This window comes from Lysinibacillus sp. Y5S-8 (assembly GCF_036894365.1).
GTDB classification, from domain to species: domain Bacteria; phylum Bacillota; class Bacilli; order Bacillales_A; family Planococcaceae; genus Lysinibacillus; species Lysinibacillus fusiformis_D.
Window position 1 is genome coordinate 492,307 of record NZ_CP145889.1, and the last position, 19,813, is coordinate 512,119.

A 19,813-nucleotide genomic window follows, 5' to 3' on the forward strand; every position below is an offset into this window, starting at 1 on the left:
GGTGTTCACAATGAAAGTAGGATTAAGCACATATAGTATGGTCAAAAAAATGAAGCAGGGAGAAATGAATGTTCTTGATGTTCTACAGTGGGTAGCTGACAACGGAGGACAACATGTCGAATTAGTGCCCTATGAATTTACTGTTGTAGATAACTATGAACTGGCATCTCAAATTAAAAAGAAAGCAGCGGAGCTAGGATTAGAGCTATCAGCCTATTCGCTACCTGCTAACTTTATCCATGATACAGAGGAAGCTTTTTTAGAAGAAGTTGAACGCTTAAAAAAACATGTTGATGTAGTACATCATATGGGGATTAACATTATGCGCCATGACGTTACACTCTTTACTTTACCAAAGGAGCAAACAACCATTCATTATTATAATGACCATTTTGATGAAATGGTTAGAGGCTGTCAATTGATTGCAGATTATGCGAAACAATTTAATATCACGACAACGATTGAAAATCATGGCTTTAATGTTCAAACAAGTGATCGTGTACAGCAACTAATTCATGCGGTTAACAGAGATAACTTTAAAACGACCTTAGATGTAGGGAATTTTTTATGTATTGATGAAGAACCTCTAATCGGTGTCATGAAAAATATTTCCTATGCTGCTACAGTGCATTTTAAAGATTTTTATATTCGTCCTTTTTATGAAAATCCAGGAGATGGCGAATGGTTCCGCACTGTTCATAACAATTACATCAGAGGAGCGATTGTTGGACATGGTGATCTAAATATACGAGAGATTATAAAGCTTGTTAAAGGCTATGGCTACGATGGTTATATTGTGGTGGAGTTTGAAGGTATGGAAGATTGTCAAGTTGGTTCAAAAATAGGGATGGATAATGTGCGTCGTTTATGGGACGAATGCAAGCTCTAAAGGGGGAAGAACATGAATAAATTAAAAGTTTGTGTAATCGGTACAGGTTCTATTTCCGATTATCATTTAGGCTCCTATATGAAAAATCCAGCAGTTGAGTTATATGGTGTGTATGATGCCTCTATTGAACGAGGCAAAGCAAAGGCTGCTCAATTTGGAGCAACCCATGTTTTTTCTTCTAAGGAAGCGTTATTTGCAGACAAAAATGTAGATGCTGTAAGCATTTGTACATGGAATAATACACATGCCGAATTGGCCATTCTTGCTTTAGAAAATGACTTACATGTGCTTATCGAAAAGCCTTTATCCATGACCTATGCCGAGGCTTTAAACATTCAAAAGGTTGCGGAAAAACATCGTAAAATATTTCAAGTCGGCTATGTAAGACGTTTTGCAACGAATACCAAAGTACTCAAACAGTTTATTGACGATAACAAATTGGGGGATATTTATTATGCTAAAGCCTCTTGTCTCAGAAGGTTAGGGAATCCAGGAGGCTGGTTCGCAGAGATTGATAAATCTGGTGGAGGCCCATTAATTGATTTGGGTGTCCATGTGATTGATATATGCTGGTATTTAATGGGCAGACCAAAAGTAAAACGTATAACTGGTCATACCTACAATCAATTAGGAAATAGAAATCATATTGAAAATTTATCCTTTTATAAAGCAGCAGACTATGATGCTACTAAAAATACAGTAGAAGACTTAGCGAATGCTCTTATTACATTTGAAAATGGGTCATCACTAATGGTGGACGTTTCTTATACTCTCCATGCCATAAAAGATGACATCAGTATTAAATTATATGGCACAAACGGTGGAGCAGAACTAGAGCCTGAGTTGAAAATTGTAAGTGAGGAGCATAACACCATTTTAAATATTTATCCTCAAATTAATGATTTAACCTTTGATTTTGCAACAGCCTTTCAGAATGAAATCAATACGTTTGTTGATTGCTGTCTTCATCAGTATGATTCAGTTGCACCTGTAGAGGATGGAGTAGAAATTATGAAAATCTTAGAGGGAATTTATATTTCTGCAATGCAAGGAAAGGAAGTCGTTTATTAAAATGATGAAATTGAACAATGGAATTGGCGTCATTGTAGACAGCTTTAGATTACCTATTCGTGAAGGATTGCAAAAAGCAAAAGAGGTTGGTGCACAAGGTGTGCAGATGTACGCAGTTTCAGGTGAGCTAGATCCAGATCATTTAAATGCTGCACAAAGAGCAGAATTGAAGCAATATATTTTAGATTTAGGGCTTGAGATTTCTGCATTATGTGGTGATTTAGGAGGGCACGGCTTTCAAGATAAAAATGAAAATGCCTGGAAAATAAAAAAATCGAAGGAGATTCTGCAATTAGCAAAAGACCTTGGCACATCGATCGTTACGACCCATATCGGCATCATTCCTGAAAATGAGAATGATCCAATCTATCAAACGATGCTAGAAGCCTGTGAAGAATTAGGGCAATTTGCTACATCATTAGATGCTTACTTTGCGATTGAAACAGGGCCAGAAACGAGTAGAACTTTAAAGGGATTTTTAGATAAGCTTTCGACAAATGGTGTATCGGTTAATTTTGATCCTGCCAATATGGTAATGGTAACGAATGATGACCCTGTAGCTGGCGTTAAACTTTTAAAGAATTATATTGTACATACACATGTGAAGGATGGCATTCAATTACAGCCAACGAATCCAAAAGATGTGTATGGGTACTTAGGATACGAATCTGGAACATCTCATGATAAAATAGAAGAAATGGTGGAAAATGGAGAGTTTTTCAGAGAACTTCCATTAGGTCAAGGGGATGTCAATTTCGAGCTTTATTTTTCAGCTTTGCATGAAATCGGATACAATGGCTATTTAACTATTGAACGAGAAGTGAGATCAAATCCCGAAAAAGACATCAGAGAAGCTGTACAGTTCATAGAAAAGTTTAAATAGGGGTTGAATCAAATTTGAAAAAGCAAGATCAAGTACAAATGAGAAGACAAAATAAATATATTGTGCTTGACGCAATCAGGCAGATGGCGCCAATTTCAAGAATTCAATTATCAAAATATACGAAAATGAGCCCTACGACTATTACCCGTATCGTTCAGGAGCTAGAAGCGGAAGGCTTTATTCTTGAAGGAGTATCGGAAGAAACAGCTATTGGTAGACGTCCCACATTAATTCATATGCGTGGAGATGCCTTATACACTATAGGGATAGAGATTGATTGTTTTACTATTCGAATTGGTATATTAGATTTTTTAGGGAAACTTATTGCTTTTCAGGAAATCAAATGTAGCATCAAGCATCAGTATGAAGAAGCTGTACATTTACTAAAACGTTCAATAGTTAATATCATGACAGAATATCAAATTGCTCAGGAAAAATTATTAGGCATTGGAATAGGGATTCCAGGAGTCATTAATAACGAAGAAGGTATTATCGTTTCTTCCGAGCAATTGAAATGGGAAAACTGTCATATAAGAGAAGATTTAAATGGTATTTTTGGTTGTGAAGTCATCGTAGATAATGAATTAAAAATGCAAATCATTGCTGAAATCGGTGATATCTATACGCCCCTTTATTCAAATTGTATATTAGTCGGCATTGGAACAGGCATCGGAGCAGCCATATTACTAAACGGAGATGTGTATCGTGGTATTCAAAATAAAGCAGGAGAAATAAGTCATATTACGATAAATCCATTTGGTGAAATGTGCCACTGTGGTAAGAGGGGTTGCTTATCGATGTATATTTCAGAAGTTACTTTGCTAAAAAGAACACCCCAAAATCTTAATATACAATCAATAGAAGAAATCTTACAATGTGTGGATCAAGGTGAGCAATGGGCAGTAGATATTCAACAAGATGTAGCCACTTTTCTAGCTATCGCCATCAATAATTTAGTTTGTTTATACGAACCAGAGGCTGTCATCGTCAGTGGAGAAATTATTGAGCACAATGTAACATTTCAGAAACTACTTAGTGAAAAATGCAAACAGTATATATGGAAAGAACTACAGCCTTATTTTGATTTGCAGTTTTCAAATCAATTAAAAGAGGGAGTTGTCAAAGGGGCGGCATTACAAGCACAAAAGCAGCTGCTGTCTGTTTAAAGAAAGGTTGGTTGATTCGTGGCTTACTCAGAATTTTTGAAGGAGTATCGTTCAGGATTAATGGAAAATGTGCATTATGGACAAATGAGTGCTGTGAATCTAACAAAGGAAGAATTCGTTTCTGTTGGCCAGGATTATGAGCCTGTGTATTTTCGTTCTGCAGCCAAACCATTTCAAGCCATTCCAATTTTTATGACTGATTTTATAGAAAAGTACGAGATTACTTCAACAGAAAGTGCCTTATTTTTGGCGTCACAAAGAGGGGAATTTTATCATCAAGAGGCGCTGGTCTCATTGTTGGAAAAGATCCCTGTTAATGAAAATGATTTAATATGTGCAGCTTCATATCCATTAAATGAGGAACCAAAAACGCAATATATACAACACGGATACGAAAAGAGGCGATTATTTCATAATTGTGCGGGCAAGCATTTAGGATTTTTAACTGCATGTCTTGCAAACGGTTATGATTTCAAGCACTATTATCATCCAGACCATCCATTGCAACAAATGATAAAAAAATACATTGCTTATTTGAGTGAATATGATGAAGGTAAAATTCATACAGGAATAGACGGCTGTGGCGCGCCAGTCTTTGCCATTCCACTAAAAAATATGGCAATAGCCTATTTAAAGCTAGCGCGGCCAGAATTAATTGATGATCTACCAATTCGCGAAGCAGTAGTAAAGCTTAGCGCAGTCATGAATCAAGAAAATCATATTATTGCGGCTCAAAACTTTATTTGTACAGCATTATTAAAAGATCCTAATATTGTAGCGAAGGGCGGAGCACAGGGCGTATACTGTTTTGCCTTGCGAAATGAAGGAGTAAGTTTTGCTTTGAAAATTATGAATGGCTCAGAAAGTCCGTGGCCGAATGTAATTGCTTCTGTATTGGAACAAATTCAGTATACAAATCAAGAAACGATTGAGCGTATTAAAGCCTTGTCTCCTTCATTTGTGCGTAATGACGCAGGGCAGGAAGTAGGAGAAATTGTTTCTACAATTAAAATCGTATAGAGGTGAAGATACTTGTATGTTTTGGCAATTGACGGTGGTGGAACAAAAACAATTGCGACAATCTCAACATTTCGTGGGCAAGTTATAGCACTAGCAGAAACAGGTAAAAGTAATCCCACATCTATGAGCTTAGAGCAATTTACGCAGACGATAACAGAACTAATAAATGAATTAAAAAGACAACAACCTTATGATTTTCATCAAATTACGAAGTGCCATGCGGGACTATCTGGCGTAACGGAAAATAATAATGAGGAAATTACCCACACATTATTAACCTCGCTATTACCTGAAGGCTGTCAATTATCACTGTCGAATGATGGGTTGAACGCGCTGTATGCGGGTACATTAGGTCAGTCTGGCATTGTACAGATTTCTGGTACAGGTGCAATTACACTAAGTATAGATTCGTCTGGAAGAGTTGAGCGTACGGCAGGATGGGGCTATATTTTTGATGATGAAGGCAGTGGCTATGATATTGGTATTCGCACATTAAAAGCGGTGTTTAAAGCATTTGATAAAAGAGGGCCAGAAACGAGCCTCACACCCGCAGTATTAAATTATTTTCAATTACAATCCATTCCACAAATAATTGAAATTGTTTATGGAAAAGGACATCCGAGAGATACAATCTCTCCTTTAAGTAAGATTGCCATTGATTGCGCTAAAAGAGGTGATGCTGTAGCGAACACAATTCTGGATCAAGTGTGCCATGTTTTTTATCAAAGTATAGATGCTTGTTACAAAAAAAATCCGTTTTCAGATACGCGTGTCAAAGTCGTGCTAGCTGGTGGAGTTTTTAATGAGTTGACGTTATTTATTGAAAAATTAGCCTCCATTGATAAAAATAATAGCAATCAGTATGACTTTATGGGTGCTTATAGCCTACCAGTTGGCGGTGCCGCATTAGCCGCATTAAAACTACCTAATAATGAAGCGAAAATATTTATCGATCAATATCATGCCAGTATTAAGGAGTTTTTAACTAATTAATCCCCCTTTTAATTTAGCAAGTAGAGAATAGGAAGGTCTTTTCTCTACTTGCATTTTGTTAGTCCTCTACTTTAAACATATTACCTTTATAAGACTTATGAATAGTCATAATAATTCCCATAAGCATGATGTTCGATAATATTGATGATGAAGGAGCTTAATTTACACTACTGGAGTGGACAAAAAGACAGCTAATCCCACCTAGTAGAAGAAAATGAACTACTAAACTTACATCCAACCTCTTGAGTTGAGACAAATATAATACCTCCATTCCTTATTAATACGATAAACGTTTGGAACGCATGGAAGGTTACGGTGTCAGAAATAGTATAATTAAGGATCAATGGTAGGGAGTCATTTATGTGGTAAATTACCTATATAAAACTAGATAATGGGCATAAATTCTTAATTCTTCTTGCAATCTTTACAAAAACATAACACTGGCTTTATATCTTCATACTATCATTATTGGTAAGAGTTGGAGGAGGAGCCAGGGATCATGCATTTTTTCCGTTTCATAAAGGTGAAGGACAAGTTACTTGTACTCATGATTGTTTGTGTATTATCGAATGTATTGCTAGGTGTATTTAGTGTGGATTATTTAAGGAAAATGTCGTGGCATGCAAGTGAGAGTTACACACAGGGACTTGTCCCAATCGGTTGGCTGAACGAGCTAGAAGAATCACAGCGTCAATTAGATTTTATCGTAGATGCTCAGGGTGACTATCAAGAAATGACGGTTATTTTAAAAGAGATGGCACAGCCTTTAACACAATTGGATAGCCAAGAAATTGATAAAAAAATGAGTCATCAAATTAAAAAATTTAAATCCTTGCTGAAAAAGCAAGGAGAATTGATTGAGAGCTATAAGCAATTGAACCAAGGTGAGCTAGAGCAGTTCTATTCGCAGACATTTCTACCAATAAGTCAGGAAAGCCATACATTATTAGAAGAAACACAAAATTATTTGGTTGAAAAAGCGAAGGATCAACAGAAGTATTATCAACAAGATGTGCAATTTGGTTATTGGTTACTAGGTGGCGTATGCTTATCGGTGGTGTTGCTTGTCATTCTGATAGGATTTATTGCAACTAAGGCAGTCAATGTACCAACACGTCAATTGAAATCATTATTAAAACGAGCAGAACAAGGCGATTTCACTGCGAATGCAAGTTATGTTGCCCATGATGAGCTTGGTGAGGTAGTACTGTCTTACAATCAAATGGTCACAGAGGTAAAACGCCTACTCCATACTGTAACGGACAGCGCCTATGAAGTAGAAGAAATGACAGGTAAATTGCAAGGATCCTCAGAGCAATCATCAACAACAACGTTAAAAATAGCAAAAGATGTACAATCTATTTCAGATTCAACGGCTGCTTCTACTAGTAAATTGGCTTCCAATACTGCTTCTTTAGAGGAAGTTTTAAATGATGTACAAGTCATTTTAGAAAAAGTACAGGTCGTGGAAAGCTTTGCTCATCAAACAGCCCGAGATGCTGAGAGTGGAACTGAAATTGTACAGGCTAATTTAATGCAAATGCAGACGATTAAGCAGGCGGTAGAAAAATCGAATACAGCTATCTTTAACTTGGTTGAGCGTGCCTCATCAATCGATCAAATGATTGAGGTCATAGAAAAAATAACAGCACAAACCAACTTACTAGCGTTAAACGCATCCATTGAAGCAGCAAGAGCAGGAGAACATGGAAAGGGGTTTGCGGTTGTAGCCAATGAGGTGCGGAAGCTTGCGGAACAAACAGTCCAATCAACACAAACGATTACATCCATTGTACAAAATATCCATTTAGATTCGAGCTATGCAGTACAAATGATGGAGGGCGTGTTGTTGGCTACTGAAAAAGGTGTTGCCGTAACAGGACAAACAGCGACAAGTTTTGATCAAATTTTAGAAAAAGTACATACAATCAAGCCTTATATGATGGAAGTATCTGCTACAGTTCAAGAGATAGCCACTCACACCCAAAAGGTGAGTGAGGATGCGGTTATGTTAACAGCTATATCGGATACGAATGCCGTATCCACTAAGCATGTTGCTACGTTAACAGCAGATCAATTAACAGCTCAACAACAATTCCATAATTACATTAAAGAATTGCGCAAAGTATCAAAAGTTTTGCAAATTGCTGTTAAACGTTTTTCAATCTAATTTAATATTAAAGAATAATGTTGAAAAGGAGTCTTTTTTGCAGAAATTAGCAAAGAAGGTTCTTTTTTTGCGTGGTTACAAAACTAGTTTATGAAAGATTTAATCGTTTGTATTTTTGAGGTGTACAATTGTATTTTATATATTTTTGTAGCACAATATTTTTTGAGTGCTCATATACTGGAAGTAAGGGATTATATGTTCCTTTTAATGAATATTATTAATATAATTGTTGTATTTTCAAAACGAACACATTATAATGAGTTTCATTGAAAGTGTTATTAAATCAATGTTTATCAATATATATTTGTACTTTCAGTAAGTACAATTGTTCATATGTGGAGGTTTTGAGAAATGAAAAAGATTATTGTTACTGGGGCACTTGGTCAAATTGGTTCTGAGCTTGTAGAAAAACTTCGTGGTATTTATGGAGAGGACAATATACTTGCTACAGACATTAGAAAGCTTGAACATACTAAGGGCCCATTTGAAATATTGGACGTGACAGATGGACAAAGAATGCACGATTTAGCAAAGGACTTTGGTGCAGATACGATGATGCATTTAGCAGCATTATTATCAGCCACAGCTGAAAGAAATCCATTGTTAGCTTGGAATTTAAATATGGGCGGTTTAATGAATGCATTGGAAGTTTCTCGTGAGTTAAATATGCAATTTTTCACGCCAAGTTCAATTGGAGCATTTGGTCCATCTACACCGAAGGAAGATACACCGCAGGATACTTTGCAACGTCCAACAACTATGTATGGTGTAAATAAGGTAGCGGGTGAATTATTATGCGATTATTACTTCAATCGTTTTGGTGTTGATACACGTGGTGTACGTTTCCCTGGATTAATCTCTTATGTAACACCTCCAGGTGGTGGTACAACTGATTATGCAGTGGAAATTTTCTATGAAGCAATTGAGCAAGGTAAGTACACATCTTATATTCAGGAAGGTACGTTTATGGATATGATGTACATGCCAGATGCCTTACAAGCTATTGTAGATTTAATGGAGGCAGATGGTAGTAAGCTCGTTCATCGCAATGCCTTTAATATTACAGCGATGAGCTTTGAACCATCACAAATCGCAGCTGAAATCAAGAAGCATTTACCAAATTTCACAATGGATTATCAGGTTGATCCGGTGCGTCAAGCGATTGCAGACAGCTGGCCAAACTCTTTAAATATTGATGCAGCTCAAAAAGAGTGGGGCTTCAAAGCAGAGTATGATTTAGCCAAAATGACGATAGATATGTTAGAAAAACTAAAAATGAAACTGCATAAAAAGGCAATTTCCTAATCGTTAAAGGAACGGATGTAGAATTAGTCTACATCCGTTTTTTTATGTGTCTATAAAAGAGAATTGTTGGCATATATAGATTAAATTACGTAACTGAAATATATTAGTATTCTGAATATTGACAGTTCCTAGAAGCTAAGCTTCATGATAGTATTGCTGAAATATACCTAGATCATTGATATAGTTAAAAGAGCGATTTCCTTTTATGGAAGTTGCTCTTTTATTGAATTATTTAGTTAACATGTGGAAAACCTGTTCCACGTCTTTATCACCACGACCTGAGATATTAATAATAATGCTTTCTTCAGATGATAAAGTTGGTGCTAATTTTAGAGCATGTGCGACCGCATGTGAGCTCTCAAGGGCAGGAATAATCCCTTCAACCTTCGAAAGTACTTGAAATGCCTCAAGGACTTCTTTGTTTGTCACAGTCACATACTCAGCACGGCCAATTGTTTTTAAATGACTATGTTCTGGACCTGCTCCAGGATAATCTAAACCAGCAGCTATTGAATAGGTTGGTAGTGGATTGCCGTCTGCATCCTGTAATACTAAGCATTTGAAGCCATGTAGCTCTCCGGGCGAACCTTCGTTTAATGTAGCAGCTTGATCTGGCTCTATTCCAATAAGACGAACCTGTTCATCTGCAATGTAGTCTGCAAATGCTCCAATAGCATTACTGCCACCGCCAACACAGGCAAGGATCGCTGCGGGTAGCTTTCCTTCTTTTTCTAAAATCTGTTCACGACTTTCGCGACTAATCACAGATTGGAAGTGTTTAACCATTGATGGGAAGGGATGTGGCCCAACTGCTGAACCTAATAAATAAAACGTTGTTTCATAGTTTTCGACTAAGTCAGCGAATGCTTCATCAACTGCATCCTTTAAACGTCCTTGCCCTTTATCAACAGCTACTACTTTCGCGCCAAGAAGCTCCATGCGAAACACGTTCAATGCTTGACGTTTTGTATCCTCTAAGCCCATATAAATAGTGCAATCCATTCCAAACATGGCACAAGCAGTAGCAGTTGCTACACCATGTTGACCTGCACCTGTTTCAGCAATAACGCGATTTGCCCCCATACGTTTGGCTAGTAAAATCTGTCCCAATACATTATTAATTTTATGTGAGCCTGTATGGTTAAGATCTTCACGTTTTAAATAAATTTTTGCGCCACCCAATTGCTTTGTTAAATTTTTTGCAAAATAAAGTGGGGATTTACGACCAACATACTCACGGAAATAGTAATCCAATTCTTTTTTAAATTCTTCATCATCTTTAAACTTTTGGAAATGCTCATCTAGAATAGTTAAGACATTTTGAAGCTCCTTTGGAACAAAGCTTCCGCCAAATTCTCCAAAATAACCTTTTTTCTCTACTACTTTACTCATCTTTACTCGACTCCTCTATGCTAATTTTTCCATAAAAAAAGCCACTCTAATCCTCTTAAAAAGGACGAGTAACCGTGGTGCCACCTTCATTCGCAATTTTTGCGCGCTTTCTTACTCCGATAACGGGGAGCGAATCGTCCTTACATTTAATAAGGCTGCTCTGAAGTCCATTCACAAGTACCTACTACTGGTTTGCACCATCCACCAGCTCTCTGAAAGTAACCATGCTTGCTACTACTCTTCTTCCTTGCATTTATATTAGAAAGAATTGTAGTTTATTTTCAGAATAGTGTCAAGAAAAAAAGACGAATCTAAAAAGACTCGTCTGTTAAATCAAATGATGAAAGTGAAGGCGTTTATTGAGTGCATACATAATCGGTGCACCAACAGCTAACACAATAAATTCACCTGCAGCCACTGTTAGCCAAGTCCAGAAGAATGGTAGTTCTAAGGCTAAATTCAACTCGAAGGCAATGATAAACATTGTGCATGTAAATAATAGTGTATTAATAATTAAACGTGCCCAAATATTTTTGACATATTTACAGATTAAAATGAACAGTCCAAGTGTAATCATCGAATGACCAACACCAAACACTAAATCGTAAATGCCAAGTGGTGAAAATAGATTAGAGATCAATACACCAATAATGATCCCTACGGCAAAGCGTGGGTTAAAGGCAACTAAATGGTTAAACATTTCAGATACACGGAATTGTACCTCTGTAAAACCAAACGGTGCAACAAGCATTGTCACCGCAATATATAGCGCTGCAATAATACCACTTGCTGCTAAAAATTTTATTTTCATATTCATTTCTCCTTAGTTTTTTTGCGTGGGATGGTTACGAACCACGGTGCTTTCACACAAGACAATATTTTATTATAGATATCTAGCAGAAGTCAAATGTCAGACTTTTTGTCTATATGACACACTTCGTAAAATTGTCATAAATATTTTTTACTATTTTTTAAAAAGAAAGCAAATAACTAAAATAGCGTAGTTTAGCGGTTTAAAGCGGCGAATTGAATGAAAAACTAAAATATTTCGTCAGTTTTAAAAGTCAGAACATTCATAATGTTATTGACGGAGCTTGATAATAACGATAATATAGCGATACATTCACACTTTGTTTGGATAAAGTGTGATAGATATTGAGAATATAATCGGGGGGATTATTTGTGAAGAACAGTGTAAAAAAGCTTTCATTCCTTCTTTTTGGATTAGTGTTACTACTTGCTGCTTGCGGTAGTAGCGGATCTAGTTCAACAGATTCAAAAGGGAATGAATCGAACAATGCAAGTGAGAGCGGAAATACAGAGGATAAAACATATAAAATCGGGATTACTCAAATTGTAGAGCATCCATCATTAAACGCAGCAACGGAAGGCTTTAAAAAGGCAATTGAAGATGCTGGCTTAAAAGTTGACTACGATCCACAAATTGCACAAGGAGATAACAGTCTTAACACCACGATTGCTAACAATCTTGTAAGTGCAAACGTAGATTTAATTTTTGCTAACTCCACACCTTCTGCACAAGCAGCGGCAACAGCCACAAGTGATATTCCAATTATCTTCACATCTGTCACAGATGCTGTTGGTGCACAGTTGATCGAATCAATGGAGAAGCCAGGCAAAAATGTTACAGGAACAATTGATTTACATCCTGAAACGATTTCTAAAACAGTCGCATTCCTAAAAGAGCTTGGCGCCAAAAATGTTGGGATGGTCTACAATGCTGGTGAGCAAAACTCTGTTGCACAAGTTAAAGAAGTGAAAAAGGTGATGGATGAACAAGGCTTAACAGTAGTAGAAGCGTCAGCATCTACTTCAGCAGATGTAAAACAAGCAACAGAATCACTAATTGGTAAGGTAGAGGCTTTCTATATTATTACTGATAATACAGTAGTTTCTGCTTTAGAGTCTGTTATTGATGTTGCTAATACAAATGAATTACCACTTGTTGTAGGAGAGCTAGACTCTGTTGCACGAGGCGGTTTAGCTGCTTATGGTTTTGAATATTTCGATATCGGTTACGAGGCTGGTCAAATGGCTGTGAAAATTTTAAAAGGTGAAGCAACACCTGCCGAGACGCCAGCACAATATCCACAAAATCTGAAACTATTAATCAATAAAAAAGTAGCGGACGATTTAGGAATTGAAATTAAAGATTCTTGGGGTGCAGAACTTCTAGAAAAATAAATCGAAGCGGGGGAGAACTATCCCCGCTTTATCTTCATTTATAAGCAGTAGAAATAATAAAAAGATTTAGGAGATGATTCAACGATGTTTTTAGCATTATTTGGCGCAGTGGAGCAAGGAATCATCTATGCAATTATGGCACTTGGTGTATATTTAACGTTTCGGGTGTTAGATTTTCCGGATTTAACGGTTGATGGAAGCTTTGTAACAGGGGCGGCAACTGCAGCAACAATGGTTTTGCTTGGCTACTCCCCAATCTTAGCGACTTTAGTGGCAATTGTTGCTGGATTTATTGCTGGATGTATGACAGGAATTCTTCACACGAAAGGAAAGATTAATCCACTATTATCAGGGATTTTAATGATGATTGCGTTATACTCGATTAACCTGCGCATCATGGGGTTAACTGCAGAAAATACGATAGGTCGCCCGAATATTCCACTACTAAACTCAGAAACGATTTTTTCAAAGTTTCAAGCATTTTGGAGTGATTTAGGGATCGATGCTGCTCTCAATAACCTATTAAAAGGCATGGGCTTTCAGCATGTACCAAATACATGGAGTGTGCTGATAGTCGTATTAATCATCACGATTTTAATTAAGTTAATAGCAGACTGGTTCTTGAAGACTGAGGTCGGGCTAGCTATCCGAGCAACTGGTGATAATAAACGAATGATTCGTAGCTTCTCTGCAAATACAGATACACTTATCATTTTAGGGCTTGGACTTTCCAATGCGCTTGTCGCATTTTCTGGAGCTTTAATCGCACAATATTCGAAGTTCTCCGATGTTAGTATGGGGATTGGTATGATTGTCATCGGTCTTGCATCGGTTATTATTGGTGAAGCCATTTTTGGGACAAAGACCATTATCCGTACAACTTTTGCAGTCATTGCAGGAGCTATCATTTACCGTATTATTTTAGCATTAGCATTACGTGTAGATTTCCTTGATTCAGGAGATATGAAATTAATTACGGCTATCATCGTTATTTTGGCGCTGATCGTACCACAATTTATCAATAAGAGTAAGGAACGTAAACGTAAGGCGAAGCGTGCTGCAGAGCTGTCACGAGTAAAAACAGTAGAGCAAGGAGGAAAAGGCCTTGCTTAAATTACATGGTATTAATAAGGTGTTTAATGAAGGAACACCAGATGAAAAAATTGCACTAGCAGAGATTAATCTACACTTAAAGCCAGGTGATTTTGTGACAATCATTGGTAGTAACGGTGCAGGGAAATCAACGATGATGAATATGATTTCAGGCGCCTTAACACCTGATTTTGGCACAGTTTCTATTGATGGTAATGATGTTACAAATTTGCCTGAATATAAACGCTCACAATACATTGGTCGTGTGTTCCAAGACCCAATGGCGGGAACAGCTCCTACGATGACAATTGAAGAAAACTTAGCACTGGCCTATTCACGAAATAAGGGTAGAGGACTGCACATCGGTGTGGACAAAAAGCGTCGTACCTTGTTCAAAGAATCATTAGAAATGCTTGGTTTAAGTCTAGAAGATCGGCTTTCTGCAAAAGTAGGCTTACTTTCAGGTGGGGAACGGCAAGCATTGTCACTGTTAATGGCTACTTTCACAAAGCCCTCTATTTTATTGCTGGATGAGCATACGGCTGCACTTGATCCATCACGTGCAGAATTAATTACCCGTATTACGAAGTATTTAGTTGAAAAAGATCAGTTAACGACATTAATGGTAACGCACAATATGCAACAAGCTTTGGATTTAGGAAATCGTCTTATTATGATGGACAAAGGCCAAATTATTTTAGAGGTTGCTGAAGACCGTAAGCATGAATTAACAATCCCAGATTTAATGGCCGAATTTGAACGCATTCGTGGGGAAAAAATGAATTCAGACCGCGCTTTATTAGGTTAATGACAAAACGCTCATACACTTGTATGGGCGTTTTTTATAGTGTAAAAAAAATCCATCAATAGCGTTTTGTCAATGGTGAAAATGAATGTCCGTTGCAGGCTACTTGATTTCCTGTGGGGGGAATGCCGATCTATCCCACGGGAGTCAAGTAGCCTTCCACTCCAACCCATAAATTGAGCAAAGGGGTTCACTACTCTTTATGGAGGGGTGTTGTCACACATCGCTTTTCCACATTGTTCACTACTGTTAGTGTGAAAGAAAATGAAAAGACACATTTGCAGAATAGTTGATTGGAGTGGAGCCAGCGTCACTCCTAGGGGATTTTTAGCGTCATATAGGAGATGCTGGCGGAATGGAGGTCAACCCCTCGCATTGCCAGAATGTCACTTTCCGCAGGTGATATTATTTTTTTCAACAACATATAAAACGCTCATGCACTAGTTTGAATGTTTTTTATTTAGGGTAATAAAAATGATTGATAAACTTTATCACAATGAAAAAGTCTCACTTGCAGAGAAGTGAGACTCTTCATTTTAAACGAGTAAGCCAAATAGTTGAATGTCGTTGTTTACTTCTTTGTATTTGAAGCCGAATTCATCCATTCGTGCAAGCAGCCCTTCATAATCCGCTTGATCGCCAAGCTCAATGCCAACGAGGGCAGGACCACTTTCTTTATTGTTTTTCTTTGTGTATTCAAAGGTAGTAATATCGTCGTTAGGTCCTACAACGCTTGTGAGGAATTGACGTAATGCCCCTGCGCGCTGAGGGAAGCTGACGATGAAGTAGTAAAGTAAGCCTTCGTGAATAAGCGACTTTTCTTTAATCTCCTGCATCCGTCCAATATCATTATTACCACCGCTAATAATGACCACGACTGATTTCCCTTTAATTTCTTCTTTATAAAAATCAAGAGCTGCCACTGATAGTGCCCCAGCAGGCTCGGCAATAATGGCATGTTTATTATATAGATCTAAAATCGTTGTACAAACTTTGCCTTCTGGTACAAGAATAATGTCGTCTAAATAGCGGCGACAAACATCATAAGTGTGATGGCCGACGCATTTTACGGCAGCGCCATCGACGAATTTATCAATCCAATCAAGAGCCACAGCGCCCCCTTCAGCAAAAGCAGCCTTCATACTGCCAGCACCGGCGGGCTCTACTCCAATAATTTTAGTAGAAGGGGAGAGGTTTTTAACGTAGGCAGAAACGCCAGACATTAAGCCGCCACCACCAATACTGCCAAAGACGTAGTCAATTGGCTCCTCCATGTCATTCATGATTTCTACTGCAACAGTTCCTTGACCAGCAATGACATCGAAATCATCGAATGGATGGATGAATATTTTATCGTGTTCTTCGCAATAGCTTAAGGCGCTTTCAGCAGAGTCATCGAATGTATCGCCTGCTAAAATAATCTCTACAAATTCGCGCCCAAACATTCGCACTTGGTCTATTTTTTGCTTTGGTGTTGTTTGAGGCATAAAAATGCTAGCCTGGATTTTTAATTGAGCACATGCATAAGCTACACCTTGTGCATGATTGCCTGCGCTTGCACAGACAACACCAGCGTTGCGTGCTTCTTCCTCGATTTTTTTAATTTTATAATAGGCACCTCGGAGCTTGAATGAGCGCACATGTTGTAAATCTTCGCGTTTAAAGTAAATAGTAGCTCCGTATTTCTCGGATAAATAATCGTTTTTTTGTAGTGGTGTATGGACAACTACATCTTTTAAAAAATGATGTGCAATCAGGACATTCTCCACTTGCACGGTTCTAGTATCAGCAACTTCCATAGTATTCATCCTCCGTTATACGTTTAAAACATTTATCTATGATAGCACACTTTATTTGCTTTTGGTGGTTAATTTTTAGTAAATTCTAAATTTTCCGTGTCTATTTTATAATGTAAGCGTTTTATCGAATAAATGATGCCTCGAGCAATTGCTGAAACGTTACTTTTGGGACAAAAAGCATTTGCTGAATCAGGATAAATACAATTCTCATAACAAAAATGGTCAAGCATATACTAGATTAGCTGAGGACAAGTAGGAGGGTAAGTAGTGGAAATCATTCAAGGAATTCTATCTACATATTGGCAATTTTTTGATTGGGCGATGTGGCAGGAAGTATTAAAGGACCCTGTATCCTGGGGGCTAATATCCTCATTAATTATTATAGAAGGGCTACTGTCAGCGGATAATGCACTTGTATTGGCAGTTCTTGTTAAACATTTACCAGATAAACAACGAAAGCGGGCATTAATGTACGGCATGCTAGGTGCCTATTTTTTTAGATTTTTATTTATTGGCATAGGTGTTTATCTTGTGGAATTTTGGTTTATTAAAGTGTTAGGTGCATTATATTTAGGCTGGCTCTGTGTGGCTCATTTTCTTCAAATTGGGAATGAGGATAGCGTGAAGGAAGTGAAAAAATCGGGATGGATGGTGCGGCTCTTTGGAACCTTTTGGGCCACCGTCATTTCTGTCGAGCTAATGGATATTGCTTTTTCGATCGATTCCATCTTTGCAGCCTTTGCTGTATCAGATCAAGTGTGGGTACTTTTAATTGGGGGTATGTTAGGCATATTAATGATGAGGACAATTGCAGGTGTGTTTTTAATCATTATCGAAAAAATTCCAGAGCTTGAAGCAACGGCCTTCATTATAATAGGTGTTATTGGCTTAAAAATGCTAGTGAGTGTTGTTAATATTCATATCCCGCATTACTTATTCTTCCTATTCTTAGTGATTGCTTTTTCCATCACAATCATTGTGCATATGATGAAGAGGGTAAGAGCTGCCTAATTAAAAAGTACTGTTCTTCAAAAATGAGAACAGTACTTTTCTTATTGTCGAAAAACAGTCAATTGACAGATAAAAATGGATTTCCGTTGCAGGCTACTTGCTTTCCTGTGGGCGAGCATCGAGCTGTCCCACGGGAGTCAAGTAGCCTTCCACTCCAATCCACAAAAGTGTTACCTTTTTAGCAAAGATTTTCAAATAAAGTAAAGGTGTTCACTATTCTTTATGAGATGTTGTCACTCATTACTTCTCTACATTGAAAATAAAAGCTTATCGCCTCTAAGAATAAAGATAATGGGCGATTTGAGCGCTATGCTACTATGAAAAAAGGAAAGACACTTTACAGAATGGTTGATTGGAGTGGAGCCAGCGTCACTCCTAGGGATTTAGCGGCACATCAGGACGCTGGCGGAACTGAAATCAACCTCTCACCTTGCAAAGTTGCTTTTTCTGCCGTTGACATCATCCTTTTTTATTTTACATATTTATCTGGGTCAACAATATAAAACTTTTCAACATTTAGCCAGCTTTCGCTCATTGGTTCACCATCATCAATACGCTTTTCAGTTTCCTGCATCATCCAACCAGTTTGAGATGAATGGGCTTGTAATGCTTTTAATTTGTCCATTTTCATTTCAGAAATATCATAGACAACATGTGGATCACCATTTTTTTCAATTGTATCATTGGCAAAGGCACAGCCTAATACTTGTGGTCGGGCAGCCTTAGGCATTCGACGAACAGCTTCAACTACAGCACGTGCTGTGGCTTCGTGGTCTGGATGGACAGCAAAGTCAGGTAAGAATGTGAAGATTAATGAAGGCATTAGCTCTTCGATTAACCCTTCAACTATTTTTACCATTTTCTCATCGTCTTCAAATTCGATTGTTTTATCTCGTAAACCGAGCATACGTAAATCTTGAATACCCATTGCCTCTGCTGCTGCTACCAATTCTTTGCGGCGGATTTCAGGCAAAGATTCGCGTGTTGCAAAGGGTGGATTACCTAAATTACGTCCCATTTCGCCTAATGTTAAACAGGCATATGTAACAGGTGTATTCATCTTCTTTGTATAGTAGGCAATTGTCCCAGCAACTGAAAAAGCTTCATCATCTGGGTGAGGGTACACAATTAAAATATGACGTTGTGGTTGTAAATTCAAATAGTCGTCCCCCTTAGTAAGTAAATGGCGTTTCGCTAATTTCAAGCGCAATCGCCAGTTTTCCTGAGTAGTCTAGTCCAGCCATTAATAAACGGCCTAAATCATCTAATTCAAAATGTGTAATGCCTTGTGCATAAACCCAGCCGTGAGGTAATTTTAAACCAACACGATGCGGTGCATGATCTACCACTTTAGCAAGCTCATAATTAATCTTAGCATTGCGAATAAAAGCACCTGCATTAAAGAATTTTTCATCATAGTGTGCTGCATAAGATCCATTTGTCGTCTCAAGATGAATATAAACGTCTTTGTTGGCGAAAGAATTCAGCAATTCCTGTAACGTCTCTACCTGTACTTCTTGCATCTTAACACTCCTCTCGATCATTTCTCCTTTTAGTATAGTAAAAAAAATTCGCAAAGGGAAATTGATTGCATTGTTATGACAATTTAATGACTCATGAAAAAATGAATCTTTATCTATAATTCTATGATAAGTATTCAAGCAATATTCTTGAAAAAATTATTGTAATGTATCAATATAGGGAGTGTGAAAATAGTATGTACAAAATGTGTCGTTTTGTATTGTATCCGTTTTCACATCCGAAAAGATATTGCAACCATAACTTCTTCCTAATTCGTGTGTGTAGACAGCCCCGCTTGTTGAAGGGAGTATTATTTTAGTAATAACGATTTCTATCTTGGTACAATAGATGACGTTCCTTAGACAGGTGAAACAGGGTAGCTGTGAAAAGAGGAAGAAAAATGAAGCTTATTATCATAATATAATAAAAACCGCGATTCTCTTTTATGACGGAGAGTCGCGGTTTTTTGTCTTGATTCAGCAAATGTTTTT

The 19,813-nt window shown here is 37.5% G+C and carries 17 protein-coding genes, 1 riboswitch and 1 other annotated feature; of the genes, 12 read left to right on the forward strand and 5 right to left on the reverse strand.

Annotated elements, in window-relative coordinates; genetic code table 11:
* The first annotated feature begins 10 nt into the window (after nt 1-10).
* The 8 genes from V6670_RS02330 (at nt 11) to V6670_RS02365 (ending at nt 9,497) form a co-directional block, all read left to right on the forward strand.
* Entirely contained in the window at nt 11-889 is an 879-nt protein-coding gene (locus V6670_RS02330; protein WP_338652418.1) for a sugar phosphate isomerase/epimerase family protein, read from the forward strand.
* 12 nt (nt 890-901) lie between these two features.
* Nucleotides 902-1,960 carry a Gfo/Idh/MocA family oxidoreductase gene (locus V6670_RS02335; RefSeq protein ID WP_338652419.1) on the forward strand — a complete coding sequence of 353 codons (1,059 nt, stop codon included), beginning with the start codon at nt 902-904 and terminating at the stop codon, nt 1,958-1,960.
* 1 nt (nt 1,961) lies between these two features.
* A complete protein-coding gene (locus tag V6670_RS02340; RefSeq protein ID WP_338652420.1) occupies nt 1,962-2,843 on the forward strand; it encodes a sugar phosphate isomerase/epimerase family protein in 882 nt (293 codons plus the stop codon).
* A gap of 14 nt (nt 2,844-2,857) precedes the next feature.
* Entirely contained in the window at nt 2,858-4,009 is a 1,152-nt protein-coding gene (locus V6670_RS02345; RefSeq protein ID WP_338652421.1) for an ROK family transcriptional regulator, read from the forward strand.
* An 18-nt stretch (nt 4,010-4,027) separates the two neighbouring features.
* Nucleotides 4,028-5,029 (forward strand): asparaginase, encoded by a 1,002-nt coding sequence (locus tag V6670_RS02350; RefSeq protein WP_338652422.1) that lies wholly within the window; start codon nt 4,028-4,030, stop codon nt 5,027-5,029.
* Nucleotides 5,030-5,050: 21 nt separating this feature from the next.
* Nucleotides 5,051-6,022, forward strand: coding sequence for a BadF/BadG/BcrA/BcrD ATPase family protein (locus V6670_RS02355; protein ID WP_338652423.1), 972 nt, complete (start codon nt 5,051-5,053; stop codon nt 6,020-6,022).
* Between the two features lie 499 nt (nt 6,023-6,521).
* Entirely contained in the window at nt 6,522-8,192 is a 1,671-nt protein-coding gene (locus V6670_RS02360) for a methyl-accepting chemotaxis protein (protein ID WP_338652425.1), read from the forward strand.
* A 351-nt stretch (nt 8,193-8,543) separates the two neighbouring features.
* Nucleotides 8,544-9,497, forward strand: coding sequence for an L-threonine 3-dehydrogenase (locus tag V6670_RS02365; RefSeq protein ID WP_141903905.1), 954 nt, complete (start codon nt 8,544-8,546; stop codon nt 9,495-9,497).
* Between the two features lie 228 nt (nt 9,498-9,725).
* Here the strand turns inward: V6670_RS02365 and trpB are convergent, their stop codons facing one another.
* Together trpB and V6670_RS02375 are read right to left on the reverse strand one after the other, a co-directional pair.
* Complete coding sequence (gene trpB / locus V6670_RS02370) at nt 9,726-10,889, reverse strand: tryptophan synthase subunit beta (RefSeq protein ID WP_141903904.1); 1,164 nt, start codon at nt 10,887-10,889, stop codon at nt 9,726-9,728.
* A 57-nt stretch (nt 10,890-10,946) separates the two neighbouring features.
* Nucleotides 10,947-11,146: a binding site (T-box leader), on the reverse strand.
* A gap of 71 nt (nt 11,147-11,217) precedes the next feature.
* On the reverse strand, nt 11,218-11,700 hold the full coding sequence (locus tag V6670_RS02375; RefSeq protein WP_141903903.1) for a QueT transporter family protein: 483 nt from the start codon (nt 11,698-11,700) through the stop codon (nt 11,218-11,220).
* Between the two features lie 6 nt (nt 11,701-11,706).
* Nucleotides 11,707-11,751: riboswitch (PreQ1 riboswitch) on the reverse strand.
* Between the two features lie 320 nt (nt 11,752-12,071).
* Here V6670_RS02375 and V6670_RS02380 point away from each other — a divergent pair.
* The 3 genes from V6670_RS02380 to V6670_RS02390 all read left to right on the forward strand — a co-directional run bounded on the left by V6670_RS02380 (nt 12,072) and on the right by V6670_RS02390 (nt 14,994).
* Nucleotides 12,072-13,094 (forward strand): ABC transporter substrate-binding protein, encoded by a 1,023-nt coding sequence (locus tag V6670_RS02380; protein WP_141903902.1) that lies wholly within the window; start codon nt 12,072-12,074, stop codon nt 13,092-13,094.
* Nucleotides 13,095-13,178: 84 nt separating this feature from the next.
* Nucleotides 13,179-14,207 carry an ABC transporter permease gene (locus V6670_RS02385; protein WP_141903901.1) on the forward strand — a complete coding sequence of 343 codons (1,029 nt, stop codon included), beginning with the start codon at nt 13,179-13,181 and terminating at the stop codon, nt 14,205-14,207.
* On the forward strand, nt 14,200-14,994 hold the full coding sequence (locus tag V6670_RS02390; protein ID WP_141903900.1) for an ABC transporter ATP-binding protein: 795 nt from the start codon (nt 14,200-14,202) through the stop codon (nt 14,992-14,994). The genes V6670_RS02385 and V6670_RS02390 overlap by 8 nt, the downstream gene beginning before the upstream one ends.
* Nucleotides 14,995-15,527: 533 nt before the next feature.
* Here V6670_RS02390 and ilvA read toward each other — a convergent pair.
* Complete coding sequence (gene ilvA / locus V6670_RS02395; RefSeq protein WP_058843265.1) at nt 15,528-16,790, reverse strand: threonine ammonia-lyase IlvA; 1,263 nt, start codon at nt 16,788-16,790, stop codon at nt 15,528-15,530.
* A gap of 267 nt (nt 16,791-17,057) precedes the next feature.
* Between ilvA and V6670_RS02400 the strand changes: the two genes are divergently transcribed.
* The gene (locus V6670_RS02400; RefSeq protein ID WP_141903899.1) at nt 17,058-17,801 is read left to right on the forward strand and encodes a TerC family protein; all 744 of its coding nucleotides are present in this window, start codon (nt 17,058-17,060) and stop codon (nt 17,799-17,801) included.
* Between the two features lie 469 nt (nt 17,802-18,270).
* Here the strand turns inward: V6670_RS02400 and bshB2 are convergent, their stop codons facing one another.
* Both bshB2 and V6670_RS02410 read right to left on the reverse strand, forming a co-directional pair.
* Complete coding sequence (gene bshB2 / locus V6670_RS02405; RefSeq protein WP_036117397.1) at nt 18,271-18,960, reverse strand: bacillithiol biosynthesis deacetylase BshB2; 690 nt, start codon at nt 18,958-18,960, stop codon at nt 18,271-18,273.
* A gap of 13 nt (nt 18,961-18,973) precedes the next feature.
* Nucleotides 18,974-19,324, reverse strand: coding sequence for a YojF family protein (locus V6670_RS02410; RefSeq protein WP_036117395.1), 351 nt, complete (start codon nt 19,322-19,324; stop codon nt 18,974-18,976).
* Nucleotides 19,325-19,813 lie beyond the last annotated feature (489 nt).